This window comes from Paenibacillus sp. MZ03-122A (assembly GCF_024213325.1).
Lineage (GTDB): Bacteria > Bacillota > Bacilli > Paenibacillales > Paenibacillaceae > Paenibacillus > Paenibacillus polymyxa_B.
Window position 1 is genome coordinate 41,814 of sequence record NZ_JANAVI010000022.1, and the last position, 19,929, is coordinate 61,742.

The following is a 19,929-nucleotide window of genomic DNA, read 5'->3' on the forward strand; positions in this document are numbered from 1 at the left end:
CGGGGGAATAATTAATGGAGAACGAACTTGTTAGATATTCAAGAGCTGGTGATGTTTTTCACTATCGATGGGCTGCCCGTCGTTGTCTGCAATTAATCTCACCCCAATCCCGAATCAATCGAATCGTGGTTGAGGGTTCTAAGGAGAATAAACTTGCAGGAGAGTATGTTATTGATGTTGCTGAGTACTCTGATTCATTAACCAAACAAGGATTCCAAGATGTAGCATACTATCAGTTAAAACACACTACTGTTCATAAAGATAACCCGTTTGATCTTAGTGGTCTTAGGGGAACATTTGAAGGATTTTCAAAAAGGTTCCAAGACATGACTAGGTCCACAGAAAAAATTGATGGGGTCATTTTTGCTATTGTCACAAATAGACCAATCAATCAAAATTTTAAAGATAACATTTTGAAAATATCTAATGGCGAAAGAGCCAATTTAAAATATCAAAACACATTAGCAAGATACACTCAGTTATCTGGTGAAGATCTAAAAAGGTTTTGTTCTTGTATAAAATTCGTTGATGGTGAAGGTGACTACAATACACAGAAGTATAAACTTCATGTGGAAATTTCTCAATTTGTTGCAGGAATTATTGACACTCCAGAAATAGAGAGTATTACGAGCCTGGTTCGCGACAAGGCATTGCCCGGTACCAAAGGTGATATTATCCGTGAAGAAATACTAGAGAAGTTTAACATAACTTCCGATCGTGATCTTTTTCCTGCTCCAGCTGAGTTTGAAAAACTTGAAGCCTTTGTACATAGAGAGCAACACGATGAGTTGTTGCAAACCATTTTAGAATCAGCAACTCCTTTGATCATACATGCTCCTGGAGGCGTAGGGAAAACGGTCTTTTCTCGTCAAATAGTCAAATCATTACCTATTGGATCTTTGGGTATTATATATGATTGTTTTGGTGGTGGTCGTTATCGGAATCGTAGCGAATTTAGGCATCACCACCGCCAAGCTTTTGTTCAAATTGTTAATGAATTAGCTGTACAAGGTCTCTGTGATCCTATAATAGTGAATTCAGGAGCCTCAGAAACAGATATATCTAAGAAGTTCCTCGAAAGAATTGAAAACGCAGCTTTGGCAATCAGGAAATCGAACAGTAATTCAGTTCTTGTGATCCTGATAGATGCAGCCGATAATGCTGAAATGGCTGCGGAAGAGTTTAACGACAATTGCTTTGTTCATGAACTCCTCCGTGAACGTATGATTGAAGGTGTTAAGATCGTATCGCTTTGTAGAACTGAGCGTATACACTTACTCCGGCCTTCTAATAATATCAACCTGCATGAGTTAAGGCCATTTTCGATGGAAGAATCTATTGCTTATTTAAAGTCCCACTATACCGACGTATCTATAGATGATGGTGAAGAATTTCATAGGCTTACCAGTGGCAATCCACGTGTACAGTCAAATGCTTTAAGTTTGAATTGTAGTACAATTGCCGAAGTATTCACCACACTCGGAAATATAGGAACCACTGTCGATCAACAAATAGAGTTACAATTAAAGTTTGCGATTGATTCAATAAGAGATAGTCATGATAATTACACAAATCAAATTGACTCTATATGTATTGGTCTTGCCACATTACCTCCCTTTATTCCACTGAAAATACTATCTAGAGCTGCTAATGTTGAAGAATCTTCTATTAGAAGTTTTGTTGCAGATATGGGACGTCTCTTATGGCTCTCTGATTCTTCAGTTCAGTTTAGAGATGAGCCCACAGAAACTTGGTTTAGGGAGACTTATGCAGCATCGAAGGAACAAATAGAGTTTTTTATCGATCAAATCAAACCATTAGCTAACGAGTATTCATATGTGGCTTCTGCTATGCCTTCTCTTTTATTACAATCAGGGAAGTATATCGATCTTGTTGAATTAGCTTTATCCGATAAATATCTTCCGGAAAATCCTATTGATAAGCGAAATGTTCGAGTATTTCGTCTTCAATTTGCATTTAAGGCTGCGTTGAAAAAAGAGAGCTACGTTGAGACAATAAAATTAGCTTTACGAGCAGGTGAAGAAGTAGCTGGTGATAAACGACAGTTAGAACTACTTGCAAACAATATTGATCTTATTGCGCCTTTACAAGATGAACAACGTGTACAAGAGTTTGCTTTTCGTCGTTTATTTAGTGGTTCTTGGAGAGGCTCAGAGAATGTTTTTTCCGCAGCGTTGTTATCAACAGTCAAGAATTTCAAAGGGGAAGCCAGAAGCTTCCTTAGGGCAGCTGAGAATTGGTTAAGTCTATACTTCCAGGATAGGAATAAAAAAAAAGCTAATGGTACTACCACTCATCATGAACAATTAAAATATGAAGAAATTATGGAGCTTGTTTACGCACACCTTAATGTACACGGGGTAGAGAAAGCTTTCAAATTTCTTACGAGATGGCATCCTAAGGCTATTTATCATATTTCCAGGTTACTGTTTAAACGACTTATGGATCTTGAGGAACTATCTGCTGCAATTCAGTTTGCAAGACTTGGTTCACGTAATCAGTATTTAATAATTGCTTTTGCACATGAGTCCTTAGAGATCGGATATATTCCTGATTCGGATTTACTCAGCACTTGCCTTGTTTTACTAACCACAAAACGGGCTAGAATTTCAAATATACAAAATACCTATCAAGACACAACACTTCCATCTCTTATTTCTTTTCTTGAAACTTGCGCAGCAAACAATTTACCGAAGGAAAATATCGTCAGGGTTCTAAACCATTTTTTCCCTCAAAGGGCTTCACGGTCTATTACAAGAAATTACGGTAATAAAGACCGTGCAATTTTTATGCGAGCTCTGGCATTAAAAAAAGTATTACTCTCAAAACTCGAGTTTGATGTTAATGAAGTGCTCCCAAAAGATCTTCAACAGAATAGAGATTATAAATATGAACAAGAAGTAAGAGAAATAAAAGAGGTTATGGACGGGTTGTTACCTTGGTATATGCTACGGATACGCTGTTTAGCAAGTAATGTTCTTGATTTTGATAATGAAGTAGCGACAGTGGAAAAAAAGTCAGGGTCAGCAACATCTACTCGATATAGAGAATATGATAGTTTACCTACGGAAATAGCTAGAGTATGTTGCGATGTTTTAATGTTTTATAAATTTCCCGGACAAATGTCAGCCAAAACTTTTTATGAAAATTATATACAGAGTATCAGAATGTTCATTCCTGAACATCTGAAATTAGTTCGTTCTGCTTTTCGATTAAGCCATTTAGCTGAACAGAAGAGAGAGTTTGAGCATAATGCTTATGAAGTAATACGTTCTGCTTCAGGCATCGGATCAGAGGAGAGGGCAAACTGTTACATTGATCTTGCACGATCATTGATTAATGTAAATCGTGATGATGCCGCGGTTTACTTCAATTTTGCCATCGATGCTGTTTCAAAATTTGGTGATGAAATCGTCGAGAGATGGGAAGCAGTTGTGTCCCTAGCTAATCGAAGAGAAATAGAGGAATTTGCACCTTACGATTTAGCATACAGATTTATACGTTGTGCTGAGCTTATCGGAGAAAATGTAGCTAGAGAAAAATATTGGGACAGGGATGAGTCTGTTAGGACCTGCACTCGATTGTCTCCTGTAACTAGTATTGCTGCACTAAGTAGGTGGCGAGATCGGGAAATCGGTCGATTTGATCGTCAACTATATGCGTTTTCTGAGGAAGTTGTAATAAGAGGCTACGTTGCGCCAACGGTAGCATGGTCTCTATCATCGTTTATGAATGAGTATGAAATAGTTGATTTTGCATTACGGTGTATAGAGAAGGAAACGTCAAGTGATCGTCGGAAATTTATTTTTGATTCAGTCATTAATGAACTTAGAATAAACGGAGTGGAAGGGGAAGTTTGGAACAAAATTAATGATGTAGCTTCGAAGTATTCTTTAAAGAGTGCTCTGTTGGATGAAGTACTCGCATATAATCGAGGCAATATCGCAAGAGAAATTGACATTATCAATAAAGAAAACAATCCTTTGTTCGGTAAAGAGTCAGATGAAGAAGCAATTGATTGGCACGAATTGCTACATGATTTGGACTTGGTTTCACCAAATGGATTAAGAGAAGCTATTCTACGCTACAAAAAAATACCACAGACCCTGAGATTTAGAGATTCCTTGTGGCATGAAGTCTACAGTCGAATTTCCGATAGTGAAGCAAAGAAGTTTTTAAATGAGCTTATAAAAATAGATGAAGCCAATGTTTATGATATACACGATGCACTTTTAGTAGTACCGGAAGAATGGCATCGCAAAATAAGTATTCAAACCGAGTGGTCTCATATTTTGCAATTCGTGGGAAAAAGATTTGCTCCTTTTCTACTGGAAAGAGGATTTATTGCTTTTTTCACTAATGGACTTCACTTAGGTACTAAGAATATACCATTTATTCAAAAAGGAATAATTGAAGGATTAGCAACTCACGGAGATTTGGTTCATACAACTACATTTTTTGGTTTTGTAACAGTTGCTTTGAAACATGTCTCAACACAGGAAGCAACTGATTTACTTGATTTCGCGTTATCGAGATTTGAACTTCATATTGATTCTAATTACGGAGATGGACCATGGTCACAAAACCTCTTACCGCCGGTTCAAATGAATAGTGCATTTGCAGGTTTTATTTGGTCGGCTTTAGGTTCTCCAAAATCTTCAACTCGATGGTGTGCTGTTCATTGTGTTCGTAGACTTGCAGAAGCTCAATGTAATGGAGAAATCGATGCATTAATAGAGTGGTTAGAAAGGGATAATGTTGATTTATTTGGGGCAACTAATATTCCTTTCTACAACTTACATGCGAGACAATTTTTATTCATTTCACTTGCTCGAGTATCCATCGATAACCCGCAAATTTTACTGCATCATAGTAATGTTTTCTATAAATATGCCTTAAAATCTTCTCCTCATATCCTTATTCAAAAATATGCAACTGATATTGCACTCAATATCGAGAAGACACATCCAGGAACTTATTCGATAGAGGTAATTGAATTATTGCAAAAAGTGGGGAAGAGTCAATTTGATAAGGTTGAATTAGATGACCGTTGGGAAACGCGAGATAGTTATTGGCATGCTAACGAGACGATTGATACTAGTTTGAATTTTCATCATGGAAATGATTTTGATAGCTACTGGTTTGCACCATTAGGGAGAGTATTCGGTATTTCTAGCGAGCAAGTGGAGGATCTTGTTACCGATGTTGTTATTAATGAATGGAAAATGGAACATGATGGTGGGTATAAAAATGATCCACGCCACTCATTGTGGAGATCGTCGAGCGAACAACAACAAACTTATCATAGTCATGGAAGTTACCCACGAATAGACAATTATAACTTTTATCTATCATATCATGCCATGCTTGTCGTAGCTTCAAAGCTGCTGGAGAAGATGCCCGTTGTTCAAAGCTCAGATTGGTATGAAGATGAGTGGTATGAGTGGTTACACAGACACTTATTAACTCGAAGTGATGGTTATTGGCTATATGACCGTAGAGATCCTATTCCTTTGTCTAGAAGGGAATGGATTAATGATTCGAGAAAGCCTGAATGGCGTGAAGAAATATCGAATGATGATTTTCTTGATGGCTTATTGGCTGAAAGAAACGGAGAACTATGGCTGAACGTGTTCGGATCATGGCAGGATGGAGATAGTGAAAGAGCAGAGAATTTCTATATTACAAGCTCTTTAGTATCATCGGCCACTGCTCAATCTCTTTTGCATGCATTGAGCACATGTTCAAATCCTCATGATTTTAAGTTACCTGCTTACAAAGAAGATGAAATGGAAATAGACTTGGATACATTTAAACTTAAAGGTTGGGTATATCAAGAAGAAGCATATAAGTATTTAGATGAATTTGATCCACATTCTGCTAAAGTAGATTACCCACCATATAAAATAGGGAACTCAATCACTGAGAAAATGAAGATTTCCTCTGATTATGAGAAGAGGGAATGGACTTTGGCTGATGAGAGTAAAGCATCAATAATTTGTGAAATTTGGGTGCCTATTTATGATAGTCATGAAGAAGAGGAAATACGCCGTGGTAATCGACTAACTGCATCGCTCTTATTTCTAAAAAGACTTTGTACTGAATTCCAAAGTGAATTAATTATTGAAGTTCAAATTAGAAGAAGTTTTAGACAGAAATCATACATGAGAGGGAGTGAGTCGAATGAGTATAAGCCACCGTTTAGCAAATTATTTATCTTCTCAGCTGATGGAAGACTCAGAGATACAGAAACGTACTATGAACTTAGGCAAAGCTCTAGTCAAAGAGCTTAATTTGGACCCTGGTGTAGATACCACTGCTCGTTGGATGGCGCACTATATCGCGGAACAAATTGAAATCGCCGAACACAGTTCAGGTATTCAGAAGCAAGAGGCAGAAGAACGTTGCTTTGAAACGATATTAAAATTATGGAATCATAGATCAGCTTTCCCTAGGGGCTCAAGGCCATTTGAAAGTTTTGAGCCTATACTTCGAACACTAGCACGACTTGATCCTGAAAATGATCGTCATTTCTTCTTTGAAAATAGAAAGGATACAACAGACAACGTCCCGGAAGAAGTTCAGAAGTGGCTGGATATTGCCGATGGAATTGATGAAGCAACGCGCGTGTGGCTAAAATATGTTTTTGAACAATCTGCCTTAGCTGCAACTGATGATTCTACAATTGAATGGTTAGAAAACTCAGCAGCACTTCAGGAAGGAGACAGCTTCTCTGTAATCTTTCAAGAATTGTATAGTGATGTTGAGGATATTTGGGGAGAAGGGAAAAAAGAAAATGAAAGGAAGCGAAAGATTATAGAATCCAGGATTAGGAAACTAGAGTCTTTTTCAGAGTTGAACGAATTGCTATTGGGTGAGTATAGGGATGAACTTAAAGAGTATGAGTAAGGATACAGTGAGTAAGTAATATCAGTAAACTTATCTGTTGATTAAAAGATTTGTAAAATATTTCACATCGGTAACGAATAAGGATGTCCTTTAAGTATCAGTTACTGAAAATCGGATTAAATGTTCTTTTCGTTAAATGAGTGATGAGTATGTCGTTTCTCAATGAAGCACCTAATTTATCGTATTTATTTAATTGAAAAAATTGGATTATTATGGGTTTACCAACTATATTGTAACTTTTCATTATGAGACAATTTCATTTACCAACTATAATGGAATTGTAATTTGAGTCAAAATGCTGAAAAAGTGCGATAATACGCGATTTTGTATTTACCAACTATAATGTAACTGAACATCTGGTGATAAAAAAGTGTGGAACCAGTAAAAAAAGTCTGGAACTAGTCATTTTACAAACATCAAGAAAGATCCCGATGATATATCGGGATCTTTTTAGCTTAGGAGGACAATTATGTCTGCAATAGGCCAGAACTTATTTCTTTGTTTCGAGAACTTACTAAAGAAGATAGAGATGAAATTATTGATTTTATAAAACTAAAGATTGTTCGGTACTAATCTTTCACGGGAGTTCCTTAATAATATGTCTTAGAAATACTCATTTTAATTTTGGTACATAAAAGTCACGATTTATCCATATGCCGATTATTCCTGGCATTTATGCATAAAAAAATTAAAAATGTGAGAAATGGTTTGAAAGAGCTTTGAAAGAAGGCGGTTGGAACCTCAGCATTAGATATACCCCAACTGATCTAAAATCAATTTACATAAGAAATGAATTTGAAGATTATGAAGAATGTAGATCGGTGGTAAAAGAATCATTACAAGGTCTTAACATAGAGACCTATTTACAGAGTGTGCAACTAATGAAACTTGCAAAGGAAATATTGAAAGACTATCCCTAAAAGTAAAACTTCAGCTAACATATAGTTAATTAAATTGTAAAAGAAGGTGTGAGGCGCTACTTCTTTAAGCGAACTAATGGGTACTAAAATTTTCTATTTACTATATCTTTTCTTTAAAGGAGAGACAAAATGCTCATTAAAAAGGTAATATTTTTACCGATTAGATTCAAATCTTCTTGTTCTAATACCTGGCCATTTAATTCAATTCGAAAACCAGAGTTTAGAAATGATAAAAGATCAAAGGATTTTTTGATTTTCTCGTTATTAAAGTCCGAATGAATTGTATCAATCAATTGAGTCCACACAGTAGGGGAACGTCATTTGATTAGCAATACAAAGTAAATAATCGGTTGTAGCATCAAAAACCTCTGCTAAAGATATTAAATGATTAATTTCAGGTCGTGCTACATTTCGCTCCCAATTAGAAATAACCTGTTTGGTTACCCCGATTTTATTAGCAAGTTCCCCTTATGTCCATTTATGGAGTAGTCTTAAATTTCTACATCGCTGTCCCAAAGTATTCATGAGTTCACCTCTATTGAGAATATCAAATAGTTTTTAACCCGACCCATCTGCTTACTAATTATACCTACTTATAGCCCATATTATAGCTTATTCATACCCTACTGTACCCTACGAGTAGCCTATGAATAGGATACGAAGTAAAATATAGCTAAAAAATATTACTTTGCTATTGTATAAAGCTGTGAGTTGTTATAATCTACATTTGTATTTTGAAGTAAAACTAAAATATATCTTAGGAGTAGAAAAAGATAACTGAACTTTACTCTGATTTAGTAGTTCTAAAAAGAAGGTGAATAATGAGCAAAATTCGATCAAGTAACTCTATAGCATCTATTCAACAGAAAATCAAAGAAGGAAGAGGTCAAGGCCACTTTTCGGAATATAAACCTTGGTTGACTGTACATGATGTACCTTCAATAGGGATAGTTACTCGAATTCTTGGTTGGAAAAGTGGTCGACTTCACCATTATCTGTCTGAACACTTTGAATTGGCACGTTATTACCAAATGGAGTGGTCAGAGCAAGAGATTGATATTCGCGAACAATTTCCTTTATTACCCCTAGATAAAACCCTCTATATTGACAAAAGTTAGGCATTAAACATCCAACTGACCCCAAGAATAAGCTTCCCATCATTATGACTACAGATATGTTACTTACAGTAAAACAAGAAGAAAGTATAAAATTTATTGCACATTCCGCAACCCGTAAAGCGCCAATATATCCCCAAGAAGGATGCGGATCGGGCATACGAGATCATTCGAACGATAATGGAACGTCTGGAATTAACGTTACACCCGACCAAAACGCGAGTATCCAACGGATTTTCCAGCAGAATATCCAGCTGACATCCAGTCACGTTTCCAGCCAGGCTTCCAGAAATTCGTCAGGTAATCATGTTAAGTTATCGCAAAGCGCAAGGATTCGGAGCACCGGCAGAGAATGTCTACAGGGAAGATCTCCCAAATCGGCCGGCACCCCGCCTGAATGTCGACACGCGTCGAATTCCTCGATTGATGGCAAACCATTCCCAGCGTTTCTTCTCCATTCGCTCTTTTTAGGCAAAATATTAACACCGTGTTGACCAAATTTAACTGAAGTTTTACTATACATTATTGGAAATTTTGATATAATTCTACCTAGGTCAACTTTCCAATTATGATAGAAAATAGAATTGGATGGTTTTTATACCTATCCAAGCTGTGTGCGAGAGACCAGTCCACTGGCTACCCAGCAAGCCGGCATGCGGAGACCGACAATTGTGGAAAATGACAGCCGAGAATATGTTGATCCATGACGTCAGAAGGTGGGGACCTGTTATATTCTGAGGACGGAAGAGCATATATTGATTTTTTTGCAGGTGCCGGGGCACTGAATTACGGTCATAACAACGATTATATCAAGGACCGGGTTCTCGATTACTTGACCTCCGACCGGATTATGCACGGTCTGGATATGTATACAATGGCCAAGCGCGAATTCTTCAAGAGCTTCTCGGAGCGGATCCTGGAGCCGAAGAAGCTGAATTACAAGCTTCAAGTCTGCGGTCCGACGGGGACGAACGCGGTGGAAGCGGCCCTTAAGCTCGCACGCAAGGCGAAGAAGAGAACCGGGATATTCGCATTCATGGGCGGCTTCCACGGCATGTCGATCGGCAGCCTGTCGGCGACAAGCTCCAAGTCCATGAGGGAAGGGGCGGGGCTTCCTCTGGGCGGAGTTACGTTCATGCCGCACCCGAGCGGGGCTTTCGCAGAAATGGATACGCTCAGCTATATCGAGAATATCCTGACTGATTCGCACTCCGGAATCGACAAGCCGGCCGCCAAGGCCGCTCTCGAGTTCCGGGACAGAGCCGCCCTGGAAGCCTAGGTGAAGCAGAAGGAAGAGTTTGTGCGCTCGTTCTTTGACAAAGAAATCAAGCCTCTGCATCCGTCCATCGCCATCCGCGGACTTGGCCTGATCTGGGGCATTGACGTCTCGGGCTTCACGGATGAAGCCGGGGCGAAGCGGATGACGGAGATCAGCTTCGAGAACGGGCTCATCATTGAAAGAGCCGGCAGAGGAGAACGCGTACTAAAGATCATGCCTCCGCTGACCGTCTCGATGGAGCATCTGGCCGCCGGCTGCGACATTATCAAGTCCAGTATGCAGCAGGTGATCTCTCAGGAGACCCAGGATTTGCTGGTAACGACCTAAGCTCGGCCAAGCCGGTGGCCGCCCCGGCAAGAGGCACGGAAGTGCCTTCCGGGGGCCGTGCGGCCCTGATGTTAAGATAACGCTTTCACCCTCATGCAACACCATCGTCACATCTAATCGTCAGGAAAAGCTCACTACTCCGCAGCCGGATCTTTACTTATCCACACCAGGCGGGGGAATATACAAATCGTACATAGAGTGTATCAATATCCCTTAAACATAGGCTTCGACAAAGGCAGCTCCGGTGCCGAATCCGGAGGTACGGCCGACTTCCTGCTGGCCGGCCGGAATCCTACAGCAAGCCTTACATCGATGGGAGGAACATCCCTTGTTCACCCCCAAATCCAATTCCGAAACCCAATGTTAAACCAAAGCCCGTCTTCGGGCGGCTCGTCCGCAGCAAGCATATTAAAGCAGAGGGGCCGGAAGCAGCCGCATCTCTTGCGTAGAACGATGCTCTTTGTTGTCTTTCACGCATGGGAGCCGAGCGGGACAGCTGCTAGGCAGAGGATTGCCGCATGCGATCAACCGGGCAAGCGAAGCGGTGACCTGGCGAAAGCCATTGACATTGTTGTCACATGTTTGAAAAGGCGGGGAGCGAGGCTGGAGCGTTGCTGCGGCATATGCTCCGCCGGATTGCTTTTACCGATGAAGAGAGGGGAACGATCCAGATGGCTTTTGAAAAAGAAACGTTGTTTTGGAACGAAAAATTCGGTAGCGACGATTATACCTTGACGCGGCTGCCTTACAGCAAAGCTCCAAGCTCCCTGGCGCCCATTATGACAACCGTCGGCGGGACGCTTTCGGAGGAAGTGGCGCAGCGCGTCCTTCAAATGAGCAAGGGCGCTCCGCTGGCCACTTTTATGATTTTGCTCGCCGGTGTTCAGTCGCTCTTGCATAAATATACAGGCGCTTCTGACATTCTGGTCGGCATTCCGGTTGTACGGAAACTGACGGAGACGCGCCGATCCGTTAATCATACGGTCATTTTGAAAAACTCGCTTTCGGCGGGTGCGACTTTTAAAACGCTTCTGAGCGAGCTGAGGACTTCCTTGCCGGAAGCGATTCAGCATCAACATATTCCGTTCTTGAAAATGACGGAGAAGCTGGACCTGCAATATGCAGACGGGATACCCGTCGTCCATACGCTAATATCCCTTAAGGAGCTGCATCTGGACGAAATCGGGCAAAACGTGGTCACAGATTGTTCCTTTGAATTCAGCTTAACCGGCGGGACGATACAGCTAGCGCTGTCATATAACGAGCACTTATATGACTCCGAGTTCATGACTCGGGTCGTCGGCCATCTGAATCGCCTGCTGGCCGTGGGGCTTCACGAGTTGGAGCTGGACATCGTGCGGGCGGACATGCTGTCGGAGGACGAGAAATTTCAATTGCTGCAAAGCTTTAACGATACCGAGAAGGACTATCCCCGTGATCGGACGATTCATCAGCTCGTGGAGGAGCAGGCGAAGCGGGTGCCCGAAGCGACGGCGGTTGTCTTTGAGGGGCGGCGGCTTTCGTACGCGGAGCTGAACGAACGGGCGAACCGGCTGGCGCGGACGCTGCGATCGGTCGGCGTGCTGCCCAATCAGCTGGTAGGCTTGATGGCCAGGAGATCGCTGGAGACGGTCGTTGGCATTCTGGCGGTTTTGAAAGCTGGCGGTGCCTACGTGCCGATCGACCCGGAATACCCGGAAGAACGCATCCGCTACATTCTGGAGAACTCGAACGCGCAGCTGCTGCTGACTCAAAGGGAGTTGCTGCAGCAGGTGCCGTTCGAAGGGACCGTGGTGGCGCTGGATGACGAGCAGGCCTACAGCGACGATGGCTCGAACCTGGAGCCGGCCAGCGGTCCGAACGATCTGGCTTATGTCATCTATACATCAGGTACGACGGGCAAACCCAAAGGGGTCATGCTGGAGCATCGCGGGCTGGTCAGCCTGAAACTGACGTTTGCCCATACGCTTCACACGACCGAACAGGATCGAGTGCTGCAATTCGCCAGCCTATCGTTCGATGCGTCGTGCTGGGAGATGTTCAACGCTCTGTATTTTGGGGCGACCTTATATATACCGTCAACCGAGACGATTTTGGATGATCAGCTGTTCGAACGTTTCATGAACGAGCATGCAATTACGATCGCCACTTTGCCGCCAACTTATGCGGCTTATTTGAATTCAGACCGCCTGCCGAGTCTGAGCAGGCTCATCACGGCGGGCTCCGCCGTTTCAGCCGAATTCGTGCAGCAGTGGAAAGACAAGGTACAGTACTATAATGCGTACGGTCCGACGGAAGCCTCGATCGCCACATCCGTGTGGGCGGCGTCTACGCATGACACCGAACGCAGAGCGATACCGATCGGACGTCCGATCTGGAACCATCGCTTGTATATACTGGGCGCACAGAATCAGCTGGCGCCTATCGGAGTGGAGGGAGAATTATGCATCGCGGGCGTCGGCCTCGCCCGGGGATATTGGAACCGGCCGGATCTGACGGCGGAGAAATTCATCGAACACCCGTTTGAGCCCGGAGAGAGACTGTACCGGACGGGCGACTTGGCCCGCTGGCTGCCGGACGGAAATATTGAGTACTTGGGCCGGATTGACCATCAGGTGAAAATCCGTGGATTCCGGATCGAGATCGGCGAGATTGAAGAGCAGCTTCTGAAGATCGACTCCGTGCAGGAGACGATCGTAATCGCGCGGGAAGGCAAAAGCGGGCAAGAACTGTGCGCTTACCTGGTCGCGGGCCGCCCGCTTACGCTCGGCGAGCTGAGAAGCGAGCTGGCGCAAAAATTGCCGAATTACATGATTCCGGCGCATTTTGTTCAGCTTCCGCGGATGCCGCTCACGCCTAACGACAAAATCGATCGCAAGGCTTTGCCCGCACCGGAAGGAAACGCGCTGACCGGCGGCGCGTACGTAGCTCCCCGCAATGAAGCCGAGCGGACGCTTGCCGATGTGTGGCAGGCGGTATTGAACGCCGATCGCGTTGGGGTAACGGATCATTTCTTCGAGCTGGGCGGAGACTCGATCAAGTCCATTCAAGTATCTTCGCGGCTTCATCAAGCCGGGTACAAGCTGGAAATCCGGGATTTGTTCAAATATCCGACTATTTCACAGCTCAGCCTGCATGTGAAACCGATCGGACGTACCATCGATCAAGGCGAAATAACGGGTGAAACGGCGCTGACGCCGATTCAGCATTGGTTTTTCAAGAGCTCCTTTGCGGACCCGTATCATTTCAACCAGTCGGTGATGCTGTATCGGAAGGAACGCTTCGACGAAGAGACGGTGCGTCAGGTGCTGCAAAAGCTGGCTGAGCATCATGACGCCTTGCGGATGGTGTTCCGCAAGACGGAACAAGGGTTTAGCGCGCGGACCCGCGCGATTCAGGAAGGCGGGCTGTTCACGCTGGACGTGTTCGACTTCAAGCATGCGGAGAATACCGCGCAGGCTGTGGAAGCGAAGGCAACGGACATTCAAGCGGGTATCGATCTGGAGAACGGGCCCCTCGTGAAGGCGGGACTGTTCCGGTGCGCGGACGGCGACCATTTGCTGCTCGCGGTTCATCATGCCGTGGTGGACGGCGTGTCTTGGCGCATTTTGATGGAGGATTTCGCTCTGGGTTACGAGCAGGCCGGCAAAAGCGAGGAAATTCGTTTCCCTGCGAAAACGGATGCGTACCGCACTTGGTCCGAGCAGTTGGCCGCTTACGCGCAAAGCCCGGAGATGGCGAAGGAACGGGCCTATTGGCAGGCCGTGGAACAAATTGCGGTTCCGGCCGTGCCGAAGGATCTGGAGGCAGAGGTTACGACGCAGCAGGACAGCGAATCGCTGTTCGTCCGTTTGACTCCCGAAGAAACGGAGCTGCTGCTGAAGCGGGTTCACCGGGCCTACAACACCGAAATGAACGATATTTTGGTAACGGCGCTCGGCATAGCCGTTCGCAAGTGGACGGGACACGAACGGGTGCTGATCAATCTCGAAGGACACGGACGCGAATCGATCGGAACGAATATCGACATCACGCGCACAGTCGGCTGGTTTACGACCAAGTTTCCGGTCGTCCTGGAGCCGGAAACCGACCGGGATTTGGCCTATCAGATTAAACAGGTCAAGGAAAGCTTGCGCCGCATTCCGAACAAGGGGCTTGGGTACGGCGTATGCCGCTATCTCTCCCAATCGGAGGATGGCTTTGTTTGGGGCGCAGAGCCGGAAATTAATTTTAACTACCTCGGCCAGTTCGACGATGATGTCAATCAGGACGAGATCGGCATATCTTCTTATTCCAGCGGCAGCCCGGCCAGCGACCGGCAGGCCCGCAGCTTTGTGCTGGATATCAACGGCATGGTGCTGGACGGCGCTTTATCGCTCGATCTCAGCTACAGCCGGAAGCAGTATCGCAAGGAAACGATGGAAGCCTTCGCTCAGCGGCTTGAGCAAAGTCTCCGAGAGCTCATTACCCACTGCGCAGGCAAAGAAAACACGGAATTGACGCCGAGCGACGTGCAATTTAAAGGCTTGACCATCGCGGAATTGGAGCAAATCGCCCAGCGCTCGGGCCATCTCGGGGAAATTGAAAATATTTACTCGCTTACGCCGATGCAGAAGGGCATGTGGTTCCACAGCGCGCTTGACCGGCAAACGGCCGCTTACTTCGAGCAGACGCGGTTTACGATGCGGGGAGCGCTCGACGTCCAGCTTTTCGAGAGGAGCTGGATGGAGCTTGCGAAACGTCATCTGGTGCTGCGGGCGAATTTTGTGAAAGGACCGGCGGGCGAGCCGCTGCAAATCATATACCGCGACAAGCCGGTCGGCTTTGAATATGAAGAGCTGCTTCATTTGCAGGCGGACGAGAAACAAGCGTATTTGGATAAAAAGGCCGAGGATGACAAGCTTCGCGGCTTCGACATGGAACATGACGCGCTCGTTCGGGTTACGATCCTGCGCACCGAAGAGCAAAGCTATCATGTGCTGTGGAGTTTCCAGCATATTTTGATGGACGGCTGGTGCCTGCCGCAGCTGACGCAGGAGCTGTTTGAGACGTACTCGGCCTTGGCATCCGGCAAGCAGCCAGCGGGAGATAAGGGATCGGATTATGGCGCTTATATCGAATGGTTGGAGAAACAGGACGATCAGGCGGCATCCGGCTATTGGACGGCATTCCTGGCAGGTTATGAAGGGCAAACCGTACTCCCGGGACAAAAGGAACCGGCGCCAAACGGCAGATTTACGGCTGATCACGTCACCGCTGAGCTGGGCAAGGACTTGAGCGAGCGGATGGACCGGGTGGCGAAACAGCGCCTGGTTACGGTCAATACGCTGCTGCAAGCCGCTTGGGGCGTGATGCTGCAAAAATATAACGGAACAAACGATGCCGTATTCGGCAGCGTCGTGGCCGGAAGACCGGCGGAAATCCCGGGCATCGAGTCCATGATCGGGCTGTTCATCAATACGGTGCCGGTTCGCGTCACGAGCGAAGCGGACACCGTGTTCGCCGACCTGATGGCGAAGCTCCAAGAGCGGGCGCTGGAGTCCGGGCGTTATGATTACTATCCGCTGTATGAAATTCAAGCCCGCAGCGTGCAAAAGCAGAACCTGATCAACCATATCATCGCTTTCGAGAACTATCCAGTGGACGAGCAGATGGAGCAGGCGGGCGACCAGCAGCACGGCGACCTGACCATCGCTGACGTTCAGATGGAGGAGCAGACGAACTATAACTTCAACGTGACCGTGGTGCCGGGAGTCGAGATCGAAATTCGATTCGACTTTAACGCCGAAGTGTTCGATAAAGACAGCATCGAGTTGCTCAAGGGGCATCTCGTCCATCTGCTGGAGCAGGTGACGGATAACCCGGAAATTACCGTGGGCGATCTGGAACTTGTGACGGAGGCGGAAAAGGCCGACCTTCTCGGACGTTTTAACGACACCACCACGGAATTTCCGCGCGGGAAGACGCTCATTCAATTGTTCGAAGAGCAGGCGGAGCGCATCCCGGATGCAGCCGCCATCTCCTTGAATGAGCAAGAGCTGACCTACCGCGAGCTGAACGAACGCGTCAACCGCCTTGCCCGTACCTTGCGTAGCCACGGGATATCCAAAGGCCGTCTGGTCGCCATTATGGCTGAGCGTTCCATCGAAATGGTGGTGGGCATGCTGGCGGCACACAAAGCCGGAGCGGCTTACGTACCGATTGACCCGGAATATCCCGAGGAGCGTATCCGTTTCTTGATTGAGGATTCGGGAGCGCAGGTCATGCTGACGCAAAGCCGCTTGCGCGAGCTCCTGGCGGGTTCGGACTCCGTGATCTTACTGGATGACGAGTCCTTCTATCACGAGGACGGCACAAATCTAAATCCGGGCACCGAAGCGACGGATCTGGCCTGCGTCATCTATACGTCAGGCACGACGGGCAAGCCGAAAGGCAACCTTGTTTCGCACCGCAACATCGTGCGGATCGTGCGAAATACGAATTATATCGACATCACCGAACGGGATCATGTCCTCCAGCTTTCGAGCTATTCGTTCGACGGAGCGATTTTCGATATTTTCGGCGCTTTGACCAACGGGGCGCGGCTGGTGCTGGTTCCCCGCGAGACTTTGCTGGAAATCGTCCGGCTGGCGGATCTCATCCAGCGTGAGCGCATCTCGGTCATGCTGATTACGACGGCTTTCTTCAACGTCCTTGTAGATGTGAACGTCGATTGCCTGCGGGATGTCCGGGCGATTTTGTTCGGAGGAGAGCGAGTGTCGGTCGGACATGTGCGTAAAGCGCTCGCCCATATCGGACCGGGCAGGCTCAACCACCTGTACGGCCCGTCGGAAAGCACGGTTTATACCACGTACCTTCCGGTCGACTTCGTCGATGAGTCGGCGGTTACCGTACCCATCGGACGGCCGATCAGTAATACGAAGGTGTATATCGTCGACAGCCGGAATAAGCTTCTGCCGATCGGCGTGGCCGGGGAGCTTTGCGTCGGCGGAGAAGGCTTGGTACGGGGCTACAATAACCGGCCGGAGCTGACGGCGGAGAAATTTGTGGACAATCCGTTTGTGCTGGGAGAGCGCATGTACCGGACGGGGGATTTGGCGAAATGGCTGCCGGACGGCACGATCGAATACGTGGGACGGACGGACGACCAAGTGAAAATCCGCGGCTTCCGCATTGAGCTGGGCGAGATCGAAGCTCAGCTTCAGAAAGTGGAGGGAATTCGGAAAGCGACAGTATTCGCGAGGGAAGACGCCTCCGGCGAGAAGCAGCTTTGCGCCTATTATGAAGCGGACCGCGAGCTTCCGGCGGCCGAGCTGAAGAGCGTGCTTTCCCAGGAACTGCCGGCCTATATGATTCCGGCGTACCTGATCCAGTTGGAGAGGCTCCCGCTGACGACGAACGGCAAGGTCGACCGCCGATCACTCCCGGCGCCGGAGGAGAGCTTGCAACCGGGCGAAGAACGTACTCCGCCTCGGACTCCGCTGGAAGCCAGCTTGGCGGGAATTTGGAAAAGCGTGCTCGGACTGGAGCACATCGGGGTTCATGACAACTTCTTCGACCTGGGCGGCCATTCCCTGCGGGCGACGACACTGGTGAGCAAGGTGCATCAGGAGCTGAACGTCGAGCTGCCACTGCGCGACGTATTCCGCTACTCGACGATCGAAGAGATGGCTCTCGCCATCTCCCGGATCGGAGAGCAGTCGTTCTCGTCGATTCCGCTGGCGGGCGCAAGAGCATATTATCCGCTTTCCTCAGCTCAGAAGCGGCTGTTTATCCTGAATCAGCTGGAAGGGGCCGATCAGAGCTACAACATGCCGGGCGTGCTGCTGCTGGAAGGATCGATTGACCGGAGCCTGCTGGAGAAGGCTTTCCGCGGACTGATCGCACGGCACGAAACGCTGCGAACCGGCTTTGAGATCGTACAAGGCGAAGCTGTACAGCGCATTTACGAGAGCGTCGACTTTGCCGTCGAGTACCGTCATGTGAGCGAGGAAGAAGCGCCCGAAGTCGTGCAGGCCTTCATCCGGCCTTTCGACTTGGCGAAGCCTCCGCTGCTGCGGGCGGAGCTCGTAGAGCTGGCAGCCGAACGTTATTTGCTGATGTTCGACATGCACCATATCGTCTCCGACGGGGTTTCGATGGACGTGTTAGTCGAGGAACTCGTTCGTATGTACGGCGGCGAGTCATTAGAGCCTTTGCGCATTCAATACAAGGACTATGCGGTATGGCAGCAGTCGGACGAGCAAAAAGTGCAGTTGAAACGCGAGGAAGCTTACTGGCTGGACCGTTACCGGGGCGAGCTGCCGGTTCTGGAAATGCCGACGGACTATCCGCGTCCTGCCGTGCAGAGCTTTGAGGGACAAACGCTGACGTCCTTCGTGGACGAGGCAACGAACGAAGGCTTGAAGCAGCTGGCCGCTCAAAGAGGAACGACGCTGTATATGGTGCTGCTTGCGGCATATACCGTGCTTTTGCATAAATACACAGGTCAGGACGATTTGATCGTCGGAACGTCGATTGCGGGCAGAATGCACGGAGACACGCAGCCTTTGATCGGAATGTTCGTCAATACGCTGGCGCTCCGCATTTATCCGGCTTCGGAGAAGACCTTCCTGTCGTATCTGGAAGAAGTGAAAGAAACGACCTTAGGCGCTTATGAGCATCAGAATTATCCGTTCGAAGAGCTCGTTGATAAAGTGCAGGTCAGCCGGGATTTGAGCCGCAACCCGCTGTTTGACACGATGTTCTCCCTGCAAAACTTGGAGGATAAAGAGTTTGAGTTGGAAGGGCTGAAATTGTCCCCGTATCCTAGCGAATACGGCACGGCCAAGTTCGACCTGAGTGTGGATGTTACGGAAGAAAACGGCGGCCTGGAGTTCAGCTTTGAATTCGCAACGGCTCTTTATAAAGAAAGCACGATCCGGCGGCTGTCGACTCATTTCGGACATTTGCTTGCGGCGATCGTAAGCCGTCCGGATGCGAAGATTGCCGAGCTGAACTTGCTGACGGCAGAGGAAAAAGAGCAAATTCTCGGCGCGTTTAACCCGGCGCAGTCGGAAGCGGCTCCTGTGGCGGCGTTCCACCGGCTGTTCGAGGAACAGGCAGAACGCACGCCGGAAGCGGCAGCTGTCGTGTACGAGAATGACCGGCTGACGTATGCGGAGCTGAACGAGCGGGCGAACCGCTTGGCGGCCACGCTGCGCGTAAGCGGCATCGGCCGGGAGTCGATCGTCGGCATTCTCGCCGAGCGTTCGGTGGACTTGCTGGTGGCCGTGCTGGCCGTCTGGAAAGCGGGCGGGGCGTATGTGCCGCTCGACCCGGATTACCCGGCGGAGCGCGTGCGGTTCATGCTCGAAGA

At 47.1% G+C, this 19,929-nt stretch carries 4 protein-coding genes and 2 pseudogenes; 5 read left to right on the forward strand and 1 reads right to left on the reverse strand.

Annotation, left to right across the window (positions count from 1 at the left end):
- Positions 1-14: 14 nt before the first annotated feature.
- Together NLX74_RS24690 and NLX74_RS24695 are read left to right on the forward strand one after the other, a co-directional pair.
- Positions 15-6,314, forward strand: a complete 6,300-nt coding sequence (locus NLX74_RS24690; protein ID WP_254330847.1) for an ATP-binding protein — start codon at positions 15-17, stop codon at positions 6,312-6,314.
- Positions 6,205-6,930: a hypothetical protein gene (locus NLX74_RS24695; RefSeq protein ID WP_254330849.1), complete on the forward strand. Its 726-nt coding sequence runs from the start codon at positions 6,205-6,207 to the stop codon at positions 6,928-6,930. Before NLX74_RS24690 ends, NLX74_RS24695 begins: the two co-directional genes overlap by 110 nt.
- Before the next feature lie 1,205 nt (positions 6,931-8,135).
- Here NLX74_RS24695 and NLX74_RS24700 read toward each other — a convergent pair.
- Positions 8,136-8,303, reverse strand: a pseudogene (locus NLX74_RS24700) (helix-turn-helix domain-containing protein); the annotation flags it as partial.
- A gap of 368 nt (positions 8,304-8,671) precedes the next feature.
- On the opposite strand from NLX74_RS24700, the gene NLX74_RS24705 reads away from it, so the two are divergent.
- From NLX74_RS24705 to NLX74_RS24720, 3 genes and pseudogenes are all read left to right on the forward strand, one after another.
- Positions 8,672-8,968, forward strand: a complete 297-nt coding sequence (locus NLX74_RS24705) for a PDDEXK family nuclease (RefSeq protein WP_254330850.1) — start codon at positions 8,672-8,674, stop codon at positions 8,966-8,968.
- Between the two features lie 715 nt (positions 8,969-9,683).
- Positions 9,684-10,571: pseudogene (locus NLX74_RS25960) on the forward strand (aminotransferase class III-fold pyridoxal phosphate-dependent enzyme); the annotation flags it as partial.
- Between the two features lie 578 nt (positions 10,572-11,149).
- Positions 11,150-19,929, forward strand: an 8,780-nt coding sequence (locus tag NLX74_RS24720) for an amino acid adenylation domain-containing protein (protein WP_483311664.1), incomplete at its 3' end; no start/stop codon positions are given.

Coding starts and splice junctions, on each gene's coding strand:
- NLX74_RS24690 (WP_254330847.1), top strand. CDS start 15: ATGGAGAACGAACTTGTTAGATATTCAAGAGCTGGTGATGTTTTTCAC.
- NLX74_RS24695 (WP_254330849.1), top strand. CDS start 6,205: ATGAGTATAAGCCACCGTTTAGCAAATTATTTATCTTCTCAGCTGATG.
- NLX74_RS24705 (WP_254330850.1), top strand. CDS start 8,672: ATGAGCAAAATTCGATCAAGTAACTCTATAGCATCTATTCAACAGAAA.